Raw genomic sequence first — 18,213 nt, 5'->3', positions numbered from 1 at the left:
ACTCAATCCCCGGGGAACTCCGCGCCCAGCGTGGACAGGACCCCGTAGGCCTTGGTCCGGATCTCCTCGTACTCCTCGTCCGGCACGGAATCCGCGGTGATGGCACCGCCGACGCCGAGCGTGAGTTCCGCCGTTCCGTCACCCGGGGCATTGACCACCAGGGTGCGGATGGCGACGGCGAGATCGGTGGCGCCGTTCAGCGAGAAGTAGCCAATGGCGCCGGAATACAGCCCCCGCGGGCCTTCCTCCAGCCGGTCGAGGATGGCCATGGTGCTGATCTTGGGCGCCCCGGTCATGGAGCCGGCGGGGAAGCAGGCGGCCACTGCCTCCGCCCGCGAGGAGCCGGGCAGCAGGCGGGCGTCTATGGTGCTGACCATCTGGTGCACGGTGGCATAGCTTTCGATAGCGCACAGCCTGCTGACCGTGACCGAGCCGGGGACCGCGAAGTGGCTGAGGTCGTTCCGCAGCAGGTCCACGATCATGATGTTCTCGGCACGGTCCTTCAGTGAGGTGGCGAGGTCCGTCCGCAGCCGCGCGTCCTCCTGCGCATCGGCAGCCCGGCGGCGGGTCCCCTTGATGGGTTCGGCGCGCATGCTGCCGTCGGACGCGATCTTCAGGAACCGCTCCGGCGAGGTGCTTGCCACCGTCACCCCGTCCAGCCGGAGGAAACTTGCGAAGGGTGCAGGGTTCCGGCCGCGGAGGGCAAGGTAAATGCGCCACGGGTCCACGGCAGCGGCGGGAACGCGGGCCTCAAGCGTGGTGGTCAGGCACACCTCGTAGGTGTTGCCCTCGGCGATCTCGTGCTGCGCGGCGGCGATCTTCTTCCGGTAGGCCTCGCCGGTGTCACGGCTGCGGAAGGCGGGGGCCTGGGGAAGTACGACGGCGGTGCTGCCGCCGTGGTCCGGCGCGGCAGCCTGGTGAACCGCGGCGGCCGCAGTCCCCAGCCAGTCCTCCGCGTCAGGTGCGTCAAGGGCCAGGAGCCAGGCGGTGCCTTCGGCGTGGTCCAGGACCACGGCACGGCCGGCAAAGATCAGGGCGGCGTCCGGTGTAGCGGCGGGCAGGTCGGTGCCGCCCGTTTCACGCTTGAGTTCGTAGCCCAGGCAGCCCAGCCAGCCCAGGGTGAACTGTCCCGGGTAGCCTTCCGGCGCGCGGACCGCGCGGCGGCCCCACACCGTGTCCAGCCAGCGGAAGAACTGCCCGGTGACCCTGACGGTTGCGGAACCGGCGCTGATCAGGCTTTCGCCGGACCGGTGGGTTACCGATTGCCCGAACGTGCCGCCGTCGTCCGCCATGATGCTGAACCGGCTGCGCTCCGCTGCGGTTCGTGCGGAAGCATCGTCCGTGTGTGCCACACCCGCTGCTGCCGTTCCGGCGTTGGAGGAGTCCAGCCAGACCGCATTGGCTGAGCCGCCGTAGAGGGAATGGAAGAGCGCCGCGGAATCAGGGCGCTCGTCCAGCCGCTCGGCGCGAAGGCGGAGCCCGCGGCGGGCGGAGAGCTCCGGGGCCAGGACCGGGGCCAGCGCCGGAAGGTAGGGGAGGAGCCGCAGGAGGTCGACGACGGCGGAGCCGTCGGCCAGGTTCTGCACGCGGACGTCGGCAAGCGCCGGCACGTCATCCCGGGCCAGCCATGCGTCTTCCTGCGCGGCCCACTGGTCCCAGTAGGGTTCGTAGGTTGCGCCGTCGCGGTCCAGGGCCCTGGTCCGGCGGACGTCGTCAGGGGATTCGGCCCAGATCACGGCGTCCAGGAGCGGCCGGGCTTCTGCCGCGGCGGCACCCACGCCTTCGACGATGACGATCTCGGCGGGAAGCGTGACCCGGGGGCCGCCGTCGTCATGGTTTTCCCAGTCCCAGCCCACCCACGTCGCCGCTTCGCCCCTGTGCAGCGGGGTGAGGACGGTGGCGACGTAGCGTTCCACGCCGGCGGCCAGGCCGTTCCAGCCGGGGTAGATGTCCTCAAGATGGAACAGCGAGACCTTGTGGTGGGCGCGCAGCCGGGCAGCCAGTTCGACGGCGAGGGTGGTCTTCCCAGCGCCCGAGCGCCCGTCGATGGCGATGATGACGGGGGCTGGGCTCATGGAGTAGAGCGTACCTTTATCCCTGCCGGGCTTTCATCCGCGGGTCCTTCTTGTTAATCACGAACGTCCTGCCGCGGCGCCTGACGATTTGTGCGCCGGGGATCTTCTTCAGTGCCCGCAGTGAATTCCGTACTTTCATGGTGTCCTCCTTGGTTGGTGGGGTTGGGTGGTGGTCGGCAGGTCAGCTCGCGGGCCGCAGGGCGAAGGGGTCGGACAGGACCGCGCCGGCCGCCAGTTCGTCGTCGGTGAGCTCGCAGTCCCGCAGCAGCCGCTCGAACTCCGCCGGGTCCAGGCCCTCCCCGGTCGCTGCCAGGACCGTGGCGGCGGGACCCGGCGCACGTCCCGCCTGCTCCGTCGCGGCAGGTTCTTCCGGCCACTTCCCGGTGTTTTCGAGCCAGACGCGGGGGCCGATGCCCTGGATGGCGATGCGGCACTCGGGCGCGGACGCAACCCACAAGTGGCCTTGCAGGACGCAGCAGCCCTCGGCGAGCGTGCCCAGGACCTGGCGGAACCGTCCCGGATGCAGGGGCCGGTCCATGCGCTGGACCACAGTGACAAAGGGTGAGGCCGCGGCATTTGCTGCCGAGCGGCGGACCTGGATCGTTCCTGCTGCACGGTGGGCATGCGGTGCGAGTTCCCGCAGCAGGTGCAGGCCGCGCTCGCGGCCTGCGGGATCGGCCGGAACGATGTCGGGCTCCGCCACGAGGACGGTATCCGCGAAGGCCAGTTCGCCCAGCAGGAACTCGCCCGGTGTCCTCTCGTCGTCTGCCACGGGGGTGAAGCCGGACTCGAACAGGGTGTGCGGGTCCCAGATGTGGTCCTCCAGGGCGTCCGGCGCGAGGGCAATGATGGCCGAGGAAACCGTTGCCGGCCGGCTGAGCCCGCGGTTGAGTGCCGTGACTGCCACTGATGCTGGAACCGCAGGCGGAAGGCCGATGATGATCGGGCCTTGTGCTGATGCAGCCAGGCGGTCGATCGCCGGCACCAGGTCCAGGCGTACCGCGCAGCTGAGGCCGCCGTGTTCGAGGATGGTTTCCTCGTATTCGACGGGACCTGCGGCGTCAAAGACCCGCCGGATGACCAGCCCGTTCTCCAGCAGGTCATGGAAGACCACGAGGCTCCCGGGATGTTCAGCTGCCAGGTCCCCGCAGGCTTCGCGGCGGCAGAGGGCATCAAGGGAACTCACAACGATGAGGTGCATGGCGAAGAGCCTAATTGAGAACCGTTCTCAATTGCAAGATAAAGCCGGGTGGGTCCTCAACTGCCCTGCCGCTGCAGCTCCGCGTCCGAGGAAACGGCCGCCTTGACGTGCTCCACGATCCCCGGGAGCGCCGCGTGGATCTGGTGCCAGACGGCGTCGAAGTCAGCATGCCCCCCGTACCACGGGTCCTCGATGCCCTGGTCCAGCAGGTCCTTGCCGGCCATTGCTGGATCGAAGCTTCGGAGCATGCGGATCTTGCCCAGCGACTCCTGGTCCGGCGCCGCCTCGCTCAGCCAGGCGTAGTGGTCGATATCGAGCGCCAGGATGAGATCCCGCTCGCGGAACCATTCCGGGAGCCATTCCCGTGCGATGTGAAGCTCGGACGCGAGTTGCGTGGCCGCGAGCCGGCGGGCGGCACGGGGGTCGATGGGGCGCCCTGCCTCGTAGCCCGTGGTGCCGGCCGAGTCCACCGCCACCAGTCCGTCCAGCCCTTCGCGTTCCAGCGCGGCCTTCAGCATAAGTTCCGCCATGGGGGAGCGGCAGATGTTGCCGGTGCAGACGGCGATGACGCGGTATGGGCTCGACGCTGAGTTCATGATGCTAAGCATGCGCGCTTTCCGGCCCTATGGCTAGCGGGTGGTTCATAAAAATTGACCGGTTTGTAAAGATGCATGACGAACCCGCCGAAGGGGTATGTAGTGAGGTTGGGTGCTGCGATGCCGGGGATTGGTGGGCCCGGGATCAGTGAATCAGGGCGAGGAGGATCCCGACGGCGACAAACAGCACGCCGAACACCTTGCTCAGGACCAGCTGTCCCCGTGGCGTCTGGGTGAAGCGCTGGAAAGACCTGGCCGCTGCGGCGAAGAAGAACCACATCACCAGGATGTCGATCGCCACGATGGTTGCGGTCAGCACAGCGTACTGCGTCAGCAGTGGCTGTTCAGGCCGGATGAACTGGGGAGTGAAGGCGAGGAAGAAGACGATGGCCTTCGGATTCAGCAGGTTGACCCAGAACCCGCGCCGGAAGATCGACCAGGCGGACTCGTTCCGCAGTGCCGCTGCCTGCTCCTCTTCAAGGCTCGGCTTGCTAAGGAACTGCCGGACGCCCAGATAGATGAGGTAGGCGGCGCCCGCGTAGCGGATTACGTTGAAGGCCACCGGCGAGCTGGCAACCAGCACGCCGACGCCGAGTGCCACGATCACCACGTGCACCACCAGTGCGGCCTGCTGCCCGAGGATTCCCCAGATGGACCGCCGGAAGCCGGCATTCAACGAGTTGCTCATGGTGTTGATGGCTCCGGCGCCCGGGGTGAAGCTGATCAGGGCACCGGCGCCGGCCAGGGCCAGCCAAAGGGAAAATTGCACCTGTCAATCCTACGCGGCAGGGGGCCGGTGGCGGGGGTCACCACAGGGTGCTACGGGGCCGTACGCCTGGATGTTTTCGTCTGCTGTGACGAGGGTGAAGCCTTCCACCATGGCTTGTGCAGCCAGCATCCGGTCAAAGGGGTCTTTGTGGTCCCAGTCGAGCTGGCCGGCGGCAAGGGCATGGTCGGCGCTGATGCCGATTTCAGCGGCGTAGAGGTGTGAAAGCTGCCGGCCAAAACTGGAGACGATCGCCGCTCCGGCCGGCAGTCTTCCCTGCCGGTGCTTGTAGGAGAGCTCATAGGCGGTGACCGGCGAAACGAAGACCTGGTTTTCAAGTTTGGTGATCGCATTTTTGGCTTTGATTGAGAGCCTCTTGGGCTCGGCGAGTGCCCAGAGGAACACATGGGTGTCCAGCAGCAGCTGCAGCACCCGTCAATTCCCATCTCGTCATCCGTCCACGGCTCATAGAAGTCATCGGGGATGTGGAGGGGGCCGAGGAAGCCCAGTTCGCGCTTGTGGGGCCGTTCGATCTTGACCAGCCGTGCAACCGGCCTTCCGGCCTTGGCAATGACAACGTCCTCGCCGCGCACGGCATAAGCTTCGGCCCAGAATTCGTTGTCCCCGCAGGCCTAAGCCCGGGCGATGACCTCCCCATTGGGGATGAGGAACCAGCCGTCGTCGGTTGAACCCCATCGGTGCCATCCGGCGGAGATCCGTGCCAGGTCCGCGGGGTTGGCGAAGCCGTACTCCAGCGCCTGCTCCGCGAATGCTGAGTGCAGCACCCGCTCGCCCCAGACGCGGGCCTGCCACCGGCGCTGCTGTCCTGTGGCGTACAGCCAGTTGCTGCTGGAGGGGGCAACGTCCGTGAACCCCGCCGACTGCGCCCAGCTGACCAGCCGCCGTCCGGCGTCGGGCTCTGCCCCGTTGCGGCGCGCAATGCGCTGGTACAGGTCCATCCATTCGTCGAGTTCCGGGATGGCCGGGTACCAGCTCATGCCGTGGAAATCGGCGTCGCGCACGGCAACGATGCCGCCCGGCTTGGCCACGCGGCGCATTTCGCGGAGGGCCTCCACCGGGTCGGTGAGGTGCTGCAGCACCTGGTGGGCGTGGACGACGTCGAACGTCTCGTCCTCGAACTCGAGGTCGTAGATGTTGCCGGCCACGAATTCCACGTTCGGCACCTGGCGTTCGACGGCGAGCGCCTGGGCCTGGACGATGATGTCCGGTGAGCGGTCCAGGCCGGTGACCTTGCCGGGCGAGACGAGGGCGGCGAAGTCGCAGGTGATGGTGCCCGGTCCGCAGCCGACGTCGAGCAGGTCCGAGCCGGGGGTCAGGTGGGGCAGGACAAAGGCGGCGGAATTCTCGGCGGTCCTGGCGGCATGGGCGCGGACCACTGACTCGTGGTGGCCGTGCGTGTAGACGTCTTCTTCGGGCTGCTGGGCACTCATAACCAAACGCTACCCCTCACGCCGCGGCGCGGAAGGATTTCGCCAGCCTAATCCGCCGCGGATTCTTCGCGCGCCGCCACCGTGGCTTCCACCATCGCGGTCATGAACCGCGAGACGGTTTCCAGCTCCTCCTCGGAGAAGTCCGCCATGGCAGTACCCATGCGGCGCGAGAGGGGCTCGAAAATGGCCCCTCCCTCCTGGAAGGCCTTGGGCGTCATCTTCAGCTGCACCTGCCGCCGGTCGGAACTGCCGCGCTCACGGACCACGTGGCCGGAGCTGTCCAGCCGGTCAATCAGCGCCGTGGTAGCGGGGGAGCTAAGGTGCAACTCCTTGCGGAGGAGTCCCGGCGTGACCGGATTTCCCTTGGCCGTGTGCCGCATGATCACGGCCAGAGCATTCAGGTCCGTGCGGTGCATGTCCTTCCTGCCGCCGGCCGTGTCCACGTACCGGTTGGCCTCCAGCGTGAATTCCTGCAGGAGCCGGACGAGGGGATGGGGGCCGCCATTCTGCCCAGGGACTGCCGGAGGGCGCGGCGTGTCCGCGGGGCCGCTTGCTGCCATGGCCGCCTCCTCTTTCCTTCTGGTGGGCATCACCGCCGGGTTTGCCCAGCCGTACTGACGGATACTACTTCAGCCCCGCCGTGCGTGCCTTGATGGCGAGCTCTAAGAAAAACCTTGATGGACACTTATCTCTACTATGGAGATAGTCTACTCTGGAACTAATGTTCGTGTGAGGTACGTCCGGAAGGCATCATGAAACACAAAACCGTAAGCAGAGAGCGCGTTCCGTTCTGGCTGCGCTGGCTGGTCCCCGTCATCCTGGTGCTCACGTGGCTGGCGCTCGCCGGCGTGGGCGGCCCCACCTTCGGGCGCCTGGAGGAGGTTTCCTCCAACGACCAGGCCTCCTTCCTTCCGGCAAGTGCCGAGGCCACTGCCGCGCAGGACTGGCAGGCCAAGTTCCGGGACTCCGACGAGGTGCCGGGCGTCATCGTCATCGAAAGCGATGAGCCGTTCACTCCCGCCCAGCTGGGTGAAGTGGCTGCCCTTCGGACTGACCTGGAAGAGCTGAAGCTGGGCAGCGCGGTGATTGGGCCCATTCCGTCGGAGGACGGCAAGGCGGTCCAGTTCATCGCACCCATCAGCGAGTCCGAGGTGGAAGTGCAGGAGGCGGTGAAGGAACTCCGCGACCTCGTAGCTGAAGCTGCCCCTGAGGGGATGCGGACCTTCGTGACCGGGCCCGCCGGCCTCGCGGCCGACCTGGTGGCCGCTTTCGCCGGGATTGACGGCATCCTCCTGCTCGTGGCGCTCGCCGCTGTGTTCGTCATCCTGCTGGTGGTGTACCGCTCGCTGCTCCTGCCTTTCATGGTGCTCCTGACCTCGGTGTTCGCCCTGTGTGCCGCCATCCTGCTGGTCTTCGGCATGGCGCAGGCGGGCTGGATCCAGTTGAATGGCCAGAGCCAGGGGATCCTCTCCATCCTGGTGATCGGCGCGGCCACCGACTACGCCCTGCTCTACGTGGCGCGTTTCCGTGAGGCGCTGACCCACACCACCAACCGGACGGCCGCGGCGCTGACGGCCTGGCGGACCTCGTTCGAGCCCATCCTGGCGTCTGGCGCCACGGTCATCATCGCCCTGCTCTGCCTGCTCTTCTCGGACCTCAACTCCAACAAGGCGCTGGGGCCGGTGGCGGCCGCAGGCATCATCTGCTCGCTGTTCGCCGCACTCACACTGCTGCCCGCCCTGATGGCCCTCCTGGGCCGTACCGCTTTCTGGCCGTTCCGGCCAAAGCTGGCCCCCGCTGACGAGCGCGAGCCCGAGCTGGTCACGGGGCTGGAGGGCCAAAAGGGGCTGTGGCGGGCAACCGGTGAACTGGTGCGGCGGCGTCCGCGGACTATCTGGATCGCTTCCGTCCTCCTGCTGGTGGCGGCCTCCGCCGGCGTCCTCCAACTCAAGGCCAACGGTGTCCCGCAGACCGACGTCATCCTCACCGCGTCCAATGCGGTGGACGGCCAGGACGCGCTGGCCCGCCACTTCGACGCCGGCAGCGGCAGTCCCGCCGTCGTGGTTGCGGACGAAGGCAAGGCGCAGGAAGTGCTGGACGCCGTGAAAGCGGCCGACGGCGTGGGCGAGGCGTACCTGCTGGCTGAAGGCAGCGTGCCCATCACCGGCGCCCCCGGGACCCCCAGCGAGCCCGACGTCCGCGAGGGCAAGGTCCTGATCAATGCCACGCTGAACTCCGCGGCGGACTCCCTCGAGGCCGAAGAAGCTGTCAAGGCCCTGCGCGTGGACGTCAAGGCCGTGGACCCGGGTGCCTGGTGGGCGGCGTCACCGCCACCGCGCTGGACACCAACACCACGGCCCAGCGTGACCTGGTGATCATCATCCCGGTGGTTTTGGTGGTGATCCTCTTTATCCTGATGCTGCTGCTGAGGTCCGTGCTGGCACCGGTCCTGCTGGTGCTCTCCGTGGTGCTCTCCTACGCTGCAGCCATGGGTGTGTCCGCGCTGGTGTTCAACAACATCCTTGGCTTCCCGGGTGCCGACGCCACCGTGCCGCTGTTCGGCTTCGTGTTCTTGGTGGCCCTGGGCGTGGACTACAACATCTTCCTGATGAGCCGGGTCCGGGAGGAGTCCCTGAAGCACGGCACCCGCCCGGGCATCCTCCGCGGCCTGGGCGTGACCGGCGGGGTGATCACGTCCGCGGGCGTGGTGCTCGCGGCCACGTTCGCGGCGCTGGGCGTCATTCCCATCATGTTCCTGGTGCAGCTGGCCTTCATCGTGGCGTTCGGCGTCCTGCTGGACACGGTGCTGGTGCGCTCGCTGCTGGTGCCTGCGCTGGCTTACGACATCGGCCCGAAAATCTGGTGGCCCGGCAAGCTCTCCCGGCCGGAGGCTGAAGAACGGCCGGACCGGATGAAGCCCTGTTGGCTAAAACGCCTGCTGGGTAGACTTCCACTGTGCCCGCACGGACGCGGACTCGAAGGAGGTGCCGCCATGACCGAAAGCCACGAAGCAGCCTTTGATGAGCACGCCCGCCGGGGCAGCACTGAGCCGGGGCTGGAAGGGGAAGGCGGCCAGTACGGCGAGGGCGACCTTGAGAACCCGGCCGAGGACTTCCGGAACGAGGATGCCGTCCGTGAAGGCCTGACTGACGGACAGGTCATGACCACCTCCGAAGAGCGCGGTCCGCTGCACGGCGATCCGGACGCTGAGCGGTAGGCGCCACGGCGGAATTAGCCCGGCGGCAGGTTCACCCCTAGCGAAAGGGTGAGCCGCCGTCGGGCTTTCCCGTGTCCCGGAATCCGCGCCAACACGGGGAAGGCAGCCTCAGGCCGGAGAGATGCCTAGCAAAGAGTTGAGTGCACTCGACTCAACTTTGCTTGACATCGTCGAGGGCCTGAGTAAGTTGAGTGCAGAACGCTCAATTAGCGGGCGCCAGCAAGTTTCCAAGGAAAGAAGGAAGCAACACAATGTCACGTGCAGTAGGTATCGACCTCGGAACCACCAACTCCGTCGTCTCCGTTCTCGAAGGTGGCGAGCCCACCGTCATTGCCAACGCCGAGGGTGGCCGCACCACGCCGTCCGTGGTTGCATTCTCCAAGTCCGGCGAAGTCCTGGTTGGCGAAATCGCAAAGCGCCAGGCAGTCAACAACATCGAACGCACCATCTCGTCCGTCAAGCGCCATATGGGCACTGACTGGACCAAGGCGATCGACGAAAAGAAGTACACGCCGCAGGAAATCTCCGCGCGTATCCTCATGAAGCTGAAGAACGACGCCGAGTCCTACCTGGGCGAGAAGGTCACCGACGCTGTGATCACCGTTCCCGCCTACTTCAACGACGCCGAGCGCCAGGCAACCAAGGAAGCCGGCGAGATCGCGGGCCTCAATGTCCTGCGCATCGTCAACGAGCCCACCGCCGCGGCCCTCGCCTACGGCCTGGACAAGGGCAAGGAAGACGAACTCATCCTGGTCTTCGACCTCGGTGGCGGTACGTTCGACGTCTCCCTGCTGGAAGTCGGTAAGGACGAAGACAACTTCTCCACCATCCAGGTGCGCGCCACCGCCGGTGATAACCGCCTCGGCGGCGACGACTGGGACCAGCGCGTGGTTGACTACCTGCTGAACCAGCTCAAGGTCAAGGGCATCGACCTCTCCAAGGACAAGATCGCCCTGCAGCGCCTCCGCGAAGCTGCCGAGCAGGCCAAGAAGGAACTGTCCTCCTCCACCAGCACCAACGTCTCGCTCCAGTACCTGTCCGTCACCCCTGACGGCCCGGTCCACCTGGACGAGCAGCTGACCCGCGCCAAGTTCCAGGACCTCACCAAGGACCTGCTGGAGCGGACCAAGAAGCCGTTCCACGACGTCATCAAGGAAGCCGGCATCAAGCTGACGGACATCAACCACATCGTGCTGGTTGGTGGCTCCACCCGTATGCCTGCCGTCTACGACCTGGTCAAGGAACTGGCCGGCGGCAAGGAACCGAACAAGGGCGTCAACCCGGACGAGGTCGTGGCCGTTGGTGCAGCCCTGCAGGCCGGTGTGCTGAAGGGTGAGCGCAAGGACGTCCTCCTGATCGACGTCACCCCGCTGTCCCTCGGCATCGAAACCAAGGGTGGCGTGATGACGCACCTGATCGAGCGCAACACCGCCATCCCCACCAAGCGGTCCGAGACCTTCACCACGGCAGACGACAACCAGCCGTCGGTGGCCATCCAGGTCTTCCAGGGCGAGCGTGAGTTCACCCGCGACAACAAGCCGCTGGGCACCTTCGAACTCACCGGCATCGCCCCGGCACCGCGCGGCATCCCGCAGATCGAGGTCACCTTCGACATCGACGCGAACGGCATCGTCCACGTCTCCGCGAAGGACAAGGGCACCGGCAAGGAACAGTCCATGACCATCACCGGCGGCACCGCGCTCTCCAAGGAAGACATCGACCGCATGGTCCGCGACGCCGAGGAGCACGCAGCCGAGGACAAGGCCCGCCGCGAGGCCACCGACACCCGCAACACGGCCGAGCAGCTCGCCTACTCCGTGGACAAGCTCATCGCCGACAACGCGGACAAGCTGCCGGAAGAGGTGAAGACCGAGGTCCAGGCCGACGTCGACAGCCTCAAGAAGGCCCTCGAAGGCACCGACGATGCCGCTGTGAAGGCTGCGTTCGAGAAGCTGCAGGCTTCCCAGACGAAGCTCGGCGAGGCCATTTACTCCCAGGCCGGTTCGCCCGACGGCGCCACCGGTGCCGCGGGTGCCGAAGGCGCAGCAGGTCCGGAAGGGTCCAAGGCCGACGAGGACATCGTCGACGCGAGATCATCGACGAAGACGAAGCGAAGAAGTAAACCATGCCGCACCACGGTAACGAGGAAGAGCACAACTCATCCGCGGGCCAGCAGGGCGGCGCCTCCGAACCGGTCATCCGGGACAACCGCAAGGTTGACCCGGTGACCGGCCAGGCACGGCACCCCGAGGGCAGCCAGCCCGCCGCCCCCGAATCCGGAGCCGACGCCCAGGATTCGGACGGCGACGCACTGGCCCAGGCCGAGGAAATCCTCAACGGCATCGAGGTGCCCGCCGAGGAGTCCGTGGCCCAGGGGGTTCCGGCTGGCTCCGGCAATGCAGAGGCGGTCGAACTGAAGAACGATCTCCTCCGCCTGCAGGCCGAGTACGTCAACTACCGCAAGCGCGTCGAACGCGACCGCGCCGTGGCAGGGGAGATGGCCGTCATCGGCGTCCTGAACTCCTTGCTTCCGGTCCTGGACGACGTCGACGCCGCGCGGCAGCACGGCGACCTGACCGACGGTCCCTTCGCCGCGATCGCCACCAAGCTGGAGAACGCGCTGAAGACCTACGGCCTGGTCCGCATCGACGAAACCGGCGTGGAGTTCGACCCCACGATCCACGAGGCCCTGATCCAGCAGCCCGGCGAGGACATCGAGGTTGACACCGTCAGCCAGGTGCTCCGCTCCGGCTACAAGTCAGGAGAACGCGTCCTCCGCGCAGCCCAGGTTATCGTCGCGGTCCCTGCGTAGCATTACATTCGGTGGTTGAGTCTCGGTGGTTGAGCCTGTCGAAACCCTGAGGCTCAACCACCGACCCATAACTTTTGAAAGGAAACGCCATTGGCTAGCCAGGATTGGGTGGACAAGGACTTTTATAAGATCCTTGGTGTTGCCAAGGACGCTTCCGACGCCGATATCAAGAAGGCTTACCGGAAGCTGGCCCGCGAGCACCACCCTGATACCAACGCGGGAAACACTGCCTCCGAGAAGAAGTTCAAGGACATCTCCGAGGCCTACTCGGTGCTGTCCGATCCCGAGGAACGCCAGCAGTACGACGCCATCCGTGCCATGGGTGGCGGTGCCCGGTTCGCCCCCGGCAGCGCCGCGCCGGCAACGGCGGGTTCGAGGACCTGTTCGGCGGCCTCTTCACCGGCAATACGGGCCGGCATGCGGGCGGGTTCAACCCAGCCGCGGGCGGGATCCCGCCCGAGTTCGCCGACCTGTTCGGCGGCGGCTTCGGCCAGACCGGCTTCCAGCGGGCCCCGCAGAAGGGCGCGGACCGTACCGCCTCCACCAGCATTTCCTTTGCCGGTTCCATCCGCGGCACCACCATCGGCCTGCGGGAACCCAGCGGTGAAGTGATCGACGTCCGGGTTCCGGCCGGCATCAAGGACGGCCAGAAAGTGCGCGTCCGCGGCAAGGGCCAGCCAAGCCCCGCCGGCAACGGCGACCTGGTGGTGTCCGTCTCCGTCCAGCCCCATCCGTTTTACACGCGCGACGGCGACAACCTGCGGATCCATGTCCCCGTCACCTTCCCGGAAGCTGCGCTGGGTGCCGACATCGAGGTGCCCACCATCGACGGCGACAAGGTGCGGTCCGTGTTCCGGCGGGGACGCCGTCGGGCCGTACCCTGCGGGTGAAGGGCAAGGGCGTGAAGACCTCGAAGGTGACCGGCGACCTGCTGGTGACCATCGACGTCGCGGTTCCGAAGAATCTGAACAAGGAAGCCGAAGCCGCGGTCAAGGCCTTTGCCGACGCCACAGCCGGTGCGGACGTCCGTGAGGGCCTGGCCGCCAAGGCCCGGCTCTAGCAGCGGAGGTGTTCGGTGGACATCAACGCTGACCAGCCCATCTTCGTGATTTCGGTGGCGGCCGAGCTGGCGGACATGCACCCGCAGACCCTGCGGCAGTACGACCGGCTGGGCATCGTCAAGCCCAGCCGCGCGCCGGGGAAGTCCCGCCGGTACTCGCAGCGGGACGTCAACATGCTGCGGGAGGTGCAGCGGTTGTCCCAGGAAGGCGTTTCGCTGGAGGGGATCAAGCGCATCCTGGAGCTCGAAAACCAGGTGGCCGCCCTGCAGCGGCGCGTCTCTGAACTCACCGAGGAACTCGGCCGCCGACCGCAGCCGTTCGATTCCCGCATTTTCGCCGCCGGCGCGGCGGGCGACGTGGTGAGCCTGGCCCGCGGCCAGCGCCCCCGGCCCCGATCGCAGGCCGTGGTGCTGTGGCGGCCCAGGGCCATCGGGCAATAGGTACCTGGCTTCAGGCGGCCCGGGAAATTCGAGTACCCACTACTCGTGCCCCGTCCGCCCCCGGAAACTTCAATGGAACCACCGCTGGATCAGCGGTGGTTCCATCAGTTTCTGGGGGTTTTTGATGTGTGGTTCTCAGCATAAGGCCCGGCCATGAGCCCGGGGATGGAGTCCGTGGCCGCGTTCAGCGGCTCGGTTCCCGGCCAGATCCTGCTGGCCATCGGGCAGACCATCGTGGTGGTCTGCGTGTGCTTCGACATGGTGCGTGCCTTGTCCGTTCCGCGGTCGCACCGGAGGTACGTGGCCAGCACCGTGTTCCGGACACTGGCCGTCCCGTCCATCATCGCCAACGGACTCACTGTGCTGATCGCCCTGGTGGTGGCGTCCTGGGTTGACGTGGTCATGGGCATGTTCGTCCTGGTTGCCATCATCTTCCGGCTGCACCATGACAAGGACGAGGACAACTGGTGGAAGGGCAAGGGCAAGAAGCTGGCCCGCTGGGCCCGCCGGCAGTTGGCCGGCCGCACCTCCACCGCCCCGGCCATGGGGTAGCGGCAGCCCCCAAAAGCCCGGGAGCCCCGCACACCGGCCGGCATGCGGGGCTCCCGTCTCCAACGCTTTCCTAGCCGTTGATCACCTGGGGGACGCCGAGGTGCTTGAGGCCTTCGACGCCGAATTCGAGGCCGTAGCCGGATTGTTTGGCTCCGCCGAACGGGATGCGGGGGTCCACGGCGCCGTGCCGGTTTATCCAGACGGTGCCGGCCTGGATGCGGGTGGCGACGTCGCGGGCGGCGGCGGGGTTGGAGGACCAGACGGAGGCGCCGAGGCCGACGTCGAGGGCGTTGGCTTTTTCCACTGCTTCGTCGATGGTGCTGTAGCGGATGATCGGCAGGGCCGGCCCGAACTGTTCTTCGGCGACGAGCGGGTTGTTGTTGTCGATGTCGGCGACCAGGGTGGTGGGGTAGAAGTAGCCGGGCTGGTCGGGGTCCGGGTTGCCGCCGAGGAGGATGCGGGCGCCGGAGTCTTTGGCTGCCTGGACGAGGTTGGCGACGACGTCGTATTGGGCTTTGTTCTGCAGTGGGCCCAGGACGTTGGTTTCGTCCAGGCCGTTGCCCATGGGCATGGCTTTGGCGACGGTGGTGAGTTCGTCGCAGACGGCGTCGTAGATGTCGTCGTGGACGTAGAGGCGTTTGAGGGCGGCGCAGGTCTGGCCGGTGTTGAGGAAGGCGCCCCAGAAGATGTCTTCGGCGATGGTTTTGGGGTCGGCGTCGGGCAGGACGATGCCGGCGTCGTTGCCGCCGAGTTCGAGGGTGAGGCGTTTGACGGTGTCGGCGGAGGATTTGATGATGGCGCGGCCGGCGGCGGTGGAGCCGGTGAACATGATTTTGCCGATCGCGGGGTGGTCGGTGAGGCGGGCTCCGACGTCGCGGCCGCAGGAGACTGTGGTGAGGATGCCTTCGGGTAGTTCCTCGTTGAGGACCTTGACCAGGGCCAGGACGGAGAGCGGGGTGTTGCCGGAGGGTTTGACGACGACGGTGTTGCCCATGCGCAGGGCAGGGGCGATCTGCCAGATGGCGATCATCATGGGCCAGTTCCAGGGGCCGATGGCGGCGACGACGCCGATGGGCTTGTAGTGCAGTTCGGCGCGGGTCTGGCCGTCGTCCACGATCGTTTCCGGTTCCAGCGGCAGGCCGGCGGTGGCGCGGAGCCAGGCCACGCAGGCGCCCACTTCAAAGCGGGCGTTGGGTCCGTTGAGGGGTTTGCCCTGTTCGCGGGAGAGCAGCTGGGCGAGTTCCTCGGCGGAGCGTTCGACGGCGTCGGCGGCTTTCAGGAGCGCGGCGGACCTTGCCTCGTGGCCCAGCGCCGCCCAGGCGGGCTGGGTTTCGACGGCGGTGGCGACGGCGTGCTCCAGGAATTCGAGGTCATGGATGGGGGCCTCGCCCACGGCTTCGCCCGTGGCAGGGTTCAGGATGGTCCGGGTTTGTCCGGACGTGGGCGTGATGGATTCGAGGAGCGCATCGTAGGTTTCCAAGGGTTACTCCACTTCGAGTAGGCAAGGACGCCAGCCGGGCGGCGTAGCGGGTTACCCCTCAGTGTGGTGTAGCGGCCCGGCTCCGCTCTTGTCTTTTGGCGCAAGGCCCTTGGCGTGGAAGGAACGGTCTTATGTTCCGTTCTGATTGATACCGGCCTTTACTGCGAGATGTCCTCGGCGGAGATTTGCGAGAATCTGATCGGTGACCGCTTCAATGCCGCCTTCGGATATCAAGGTCATTCCGGCTTCGGCCGTTTCCAGGGCCTCAAGTGTCTCCAGCTGTGAGGTGAGAAGGGATGCAGGCATGAAGTGTCCTGGACGCTGGACCAACCGCTGCTGCAATACCGAAGGCTCGACCTTTAACAGGATGAACCTGGTGGAAGGGGCGGCTGCGCGGATAGCGTCACGGTAGGCGCGTTTGAGGGCCGAACAGGCAACCACGATCCCGTTAGCGTGTTCGCCCGCGAGTTCTGCGCCGACCAGGCGAAGCCACGGCCATCTGTCTTCATCGGTGAGCGGTACGCCGGCTGCCATCTTTTGAACGTTCGGCAAGGGGTGCAGGTCGTCAGCGTCCTTGAAGGTTGCCCCGAGCCGGGCTGCCAGGGCAGTGCCTACCTCAGTCTTGCCCGCGCCCGACACGCCCATGACAACAATAGGGCTATTCACTACAGCGCTCCTTGTTGTGCTGTTCCTGCGGGGATTGGCACGAGCCTGGTCACGACGACGGGTTTTTCCAGCAGGCCTTCGAGGGAGGCGTTCAGGCGTTTGACCGGTTCACCTTGGCCGTGGGCGTCGAGCAGCTCAGCTGATTCCCATTTTTCGATCATGAATATCTGGTTGTTTGGGGCTTCGTGTATCGCATAGAGCAGGCAGCCGGGTTCCTGGTGCACTTCACTGATTGCTGGAGAGAGGGCGGCGACGACCTGGTCGAAGGCGCCTTCCTTCGGGCTGAAAGCAGCGGTGACGACGATGGTCATATGAGGTGTCTCCTAGTAGGAGGGTGTGGGCGCGGGAGGGTGCTTGCGGACGCGGCGCGGACCGGCGGCTGAAGTCCGTGGGTCCGCGCCGAACGTCTGCAGAGTGTTTCGGACTTAGCTGCGGGCGAGGTTTTCCTCGAGGGCAAGGGCCTCGGTTTCGCGACGCAGTTCGAGGGCCTGGGCGAGCGAGTCGTCCATGATGACGTCTTCCCAGCGGACGATGCCGCCCTTGGGTACGTCATTGCGAAGTTCCACGTGGTGGGCCAGCGCAACCGGCAGGGCGCCGGTGGTGACGGAGTGCTTCGCGGAAACGAGTTGGCCCCAGACGGTGTATCCGCCTTCGCCGTCAAGGAATTCACCGGCTTTGAGGTCTTTCTTGGCGGTGGCGACAACGTCGCCGAAGAAGCCGGTGGGCGAACCCGTGGGGATCCCGCGGAGGACGGCGTTGGCTATTGATACGTTCAGTTCCAGGCCGACATAGTGGTAGGGGCGGTACAGGGCGGCGTACTGGCCGGTGGGGTCCGGGTGCCAGGGGTATTCGTTGAAGCAGCCGGAGACGTAGGCGTTCGTTGCCTTCACGACGACGAAGACGCCTTCCTGGGTGTTGTGGGGGATCCAGGTGCCGTCGCGGTTGACGCTGGACATGACGTCGACGGTCCCTTCGTGCGCGAGGGCTCCTCCGACGTCGGCGGGGCGGCAGATTGTGGCAATTTCCTCAACGTCTCCTGGTGTGAACGTCAGGCCGGTGTCAGAGGGCACCAGTCCTGCCGCGTTGGCGACGGCGGCCATTTCGATGGCGGCCTTGGTGCCGTCGCGGAAGGAGGTGTGCATGTTGGGGTTCAGCTGCCCGGAGTCGGTGAGTTCCTTGGAGAATTCCCAGTTTTCCCAGACGTTGTCGGGGTTCATCTCGTGGTAGTGCTCGAGGAATTTGGCGCCCTTGCCGGCGCAGACGACGTCGAATCCGCTGGTGCGGGCCCAGTCGACGAGTTCCATGATGAGCGCCGGCTGGTCGCCGTATGCCATTGAGTAGACAACGCCGGCTGCTTCTGCCCGCTTGGCAAGTGCGGGCCCTGCCAGGGCGTCGGCTTCGACGGTGACCATGATGATGTGCTTTTTCGTGTCGATGGCGCGCAGCGCGTGCTTGACGCCAACGATGGGGTTACCGGTGGCTTCGACGATGATGTCGATGTCGACGTCGAAAAGCTCGTCGGCGTTGGCCACAATCGCGGTTGAGCGGTCCCTGAGGGCGGTTGCGATGTCCGGGGCGATCTGGTCTTTGGGCCATCCAACGAGTTCGAAAGCACCTTCGGCGCGCTTGACGTTGATGTCGGCGATGGCGACGACGTGGATACCCGGAATGTTGTTTGCCTGGGCCAGGTACATCGTCCCGTAGCGTCCGGCGCCGATCAGGCCGACCCGGATGGGCTCTCCGTCGGCTTCGCGCTGGGTCAGGAGGTGGTGCAGGTTCATGGGTTGCCTTTCAAGGGATACGGCGCTGTTCCGGAAGGGATGCGGGCTGGTCTGTGATCAACCGCAGCTGTGGGGGCTCTGCTTTTCACCTTGCGCCTCGCCGCCATTGGGTAAT

General features: G+C 66.3%; 15 protein-coding genes and 3 pseudogenes. 6 read left to right on the top strand and 12 right to left on the bottom strand.

Annotation, left to right across the window (positions count from 1 at the left end; all coding sequences use genetic code 11):
• Nucleotides 1-2 precede the first annotated feature (2 nt).
• From pabB to G205_RS07170, 8 genes are all read right to left on the bottom strand, one after another.
• Nucleotides 3-2,075 carry an aminodeoxychorismate synthase component I gene (gene pabB, locus G205_RS07205; RefSeq protein WP_009357397.1) on the bottom strand — a complete coding sequence of 691 codons (2,073 nt, stop codon included), beginning with the start codon at nt 2,073-2,075 and terminating at the stop codon, nt 3-5.
• Between the two features lie 16 nt (nt 2,076-2,091).
• Nucleotides 2,092-2,214 (bottom strand): type B 50S ribosomal protein L36, encoded by a 123-nt coding sequence (gene ykgO, locus G205_RS07200; RefSeq protein WP_009357396.1) that lies wholly within the window; start codon nt 2,212-2,214, stop codon nt 2,092-2,094.
• A gap of 42 nt (nt 2,215-2,256) precedes the next feature.
• A complete protein-coding gene (locus G205_RS07195) occupies nt 2,257-3,276 on the bottom strand; it encodes a GTP-binding protein (RefSeq protein ID WP_009357395.1) in 1,020 nt (339 codons plus the stop codon).
• A 56-nt stretch (nt 3,277-3,332) separates the two neighbouring features.
• The gene (locus tag G205_RS07190; protein WP_035752316.1) at nt 3,333-3,872 is read right to left on the bottom strand and encodes a low molecular weight protein-tyrosine-phosphatase; all 540 of its coding nucleotides are present in this window, start codon (nt 3,870-3,872) and stop codon (nt 3,333-3,335) included.
• Between the two features lie 145 nt (nt 3,873-4,017).
• A complete protein-coding gene (locus G205_RS07185) occupies nt 4,018-4,641 on the bottom strand; it encodes a LysE family transporter (protein ID WP_009357393.1) in 624 nt (207 codons plus the stop codon).
• A 9-nt stretch (nt 4,642-4,650) separates the two neighbouring features.
• The gene (locus G205_RS07180) at nt 4,651-5,070 is read right to left on the bottom strand and encodes a type II toxin-antitoxin system VapC family toxin (RefSeq protein WP_009357392.1); all 420 of its coding nucleotides are present in this window, start codon (nt 5,068-5,070) and stop codon (nt 4,651-4,653) included.
• A 200-nt stretch (nt 5,071-5,270) separates the two neighbouring features.
• Nucleotides 5,271-6,089 carry a methyltransferase domain-containing protein gene (locus G205_RS07175; RefSeq protein WP_009357391.1) on the bottom strand — a complete coding sequence of 273 codons (819 nt, stop codon included), beginning with the start codon at nt 6,087-6,089 and terminating at the stop codon, nt 5,271-5,273.
• A 47-nt stretch (nt 6,090-6,136) separates the two neighbouring features.
• On the bottom strand, nt 6,137-6,649 hold the full coding sequence (locus G205_RS07170) for a MarR family winged helix-turn-helix transcriptional regulator (RefSeq protein ID WP_009357390.1): 513 nt from the start codon (nt 6,647-6,649) through the stop codon (nt 6,137-6,139).
• Nucleotides 6,650-6,841: 192 nt separating this feature from the next.
• Here G205_RS07170 and G205_RS07165 point away from each other — a divergent pair.
• From G205_RS07165 to G205_RS07140, 6 genes and pseudogenes are all read left to right on the top strand, one after another.
• Nucleotides 6,842-8,982: pseudogene (locus G205_RS07165) on the top strand (MMPL family transporter); the annotation flags it as partial.
• Between the two features lie 575 nt (nt 8,983-9,557).
• Nucleotides 9,558-11,428, top strand: a pseudogene (gene dnaK / locus G205_RS07160) (molecular chaperone DnaK).
• A gap of 3 nt (nt 11,429-11,431) precedes the next feature.
• Nucleotides 11,432-12,118 (top strand): nucleotide exchange factor GrpE, encoded by a 687-nt coding sequence (locus G205_RS07155; RefSeq protein WP_009357388.1) that lies wholly within the window; start codon nt 11,432-11,434, stop codon nt 12,116-12,118.
• A 90-nt stretch (nt 12,119-12,208) separates the two neighbouring features.
• Nucleotides 12,209-13,178 (top strand): annotated as a pseudogene (locus tag G205_RS07150) (DnaJ C-terminal domain-containing protein).
• A gap of 15 nt (nt 13,179-13,193) precedes the next feature.
• Entirely contained in the window at nt 13,194-13,619 is a 426-nt protein-coding gene (locus G205_RS07145) for a heat shock protein transcriptional repressor HspR (RefSeq protein WP_009357386.1), read from the top strand.
• Between the two features lie 165 nt (nt 13,620-13,784).
• Entirely contained in the window at nt 13,785-14,171 is a 387-nt protein-coding gene (locus G205_RS07140; protein WP_009357385.1) for a hypothetical protein, read from the top strand.
• Between the two features lie 70 nt (nt 14,172-14,241).
• On the opposite strand, the gene G205_RS07135 is transcribed toward G205_RS07140, so the two are convergent.
• The 4 genes from G205_RS07135 to G205_RS07120 all read right to left on the bottom strand — a co-directional run bounded on the left by G205_RS07135 (nt 14,242) and on the right by G205_RS07120 (nt 18,098).
• On the bottom strand, nt 14,242-15,651 hold the full coding sequence (locus G205_RS07135) for an aldehyde dehydrogenase family protein (protein WP_009357384.1): 1,410 nt from the start codon (nt 15,649-15,651) through the stop codon (nt 14,242-14,244).
• A 129-nt stretch (nt 15,652-15,780) separates the two neighbouring features.
• The gene (locus G205_RS07130) at nt 15,781-16,317 is read right to left on the bottom strand and encodes a gluconokinase (protein ID WP_009357383.1); all 537 of its coding nucleotides are present in this window, start codon (nt 16,315-16,317) and stop codon (nt 15,781-15,783) included.
• The gene (locus G205_RS07125) at nt 16,317-16,628 is read right to left on the bottom strand and encodes a putative quinol monooxygenase (protein WP_009357382.1); all 312 of its coding nucleotides are present in this window, start codon (nt 16,626-16,628) and stop codon (nt 16,317-16,319) included. Before G205_RS07125 ends, G205_RS07130 begins: the two co-directional genes overlap by 1 nt.
• A gap of 114 nt (nt 16,629-16,742) precedes the next feature.
• Complete coding sequence (locus G205_RS07120) at nt 16,743-18,098, bottom strand: NAD(P)H-dependent oxidoreductase (protein WP_009357381.1); 1,356 nt, start codon at nt 18,096-18,098, stop codon at nt 16,743-16,745.
• Between the last annotated feature and the right edge of the window lie 115 nt (nt 18,099-18,213).

The sequence above is a fragment of the Arthrobacter nitrophenolicus genome, from assembly GCF_000332815.1.
Classification (GTDB): domain Bacteria; phylum Actinomycetota; class Actinomycetes; order Actinomycetales; family Micrococcaceae; genus Arthrobacter; species Arthrobacter nitrophenolicus.
The sequence above is the reverse complement of the archived record's forward strand: the minus strand, read 5'-3'. Positions and strand labels throughout refer to the sequence as shown.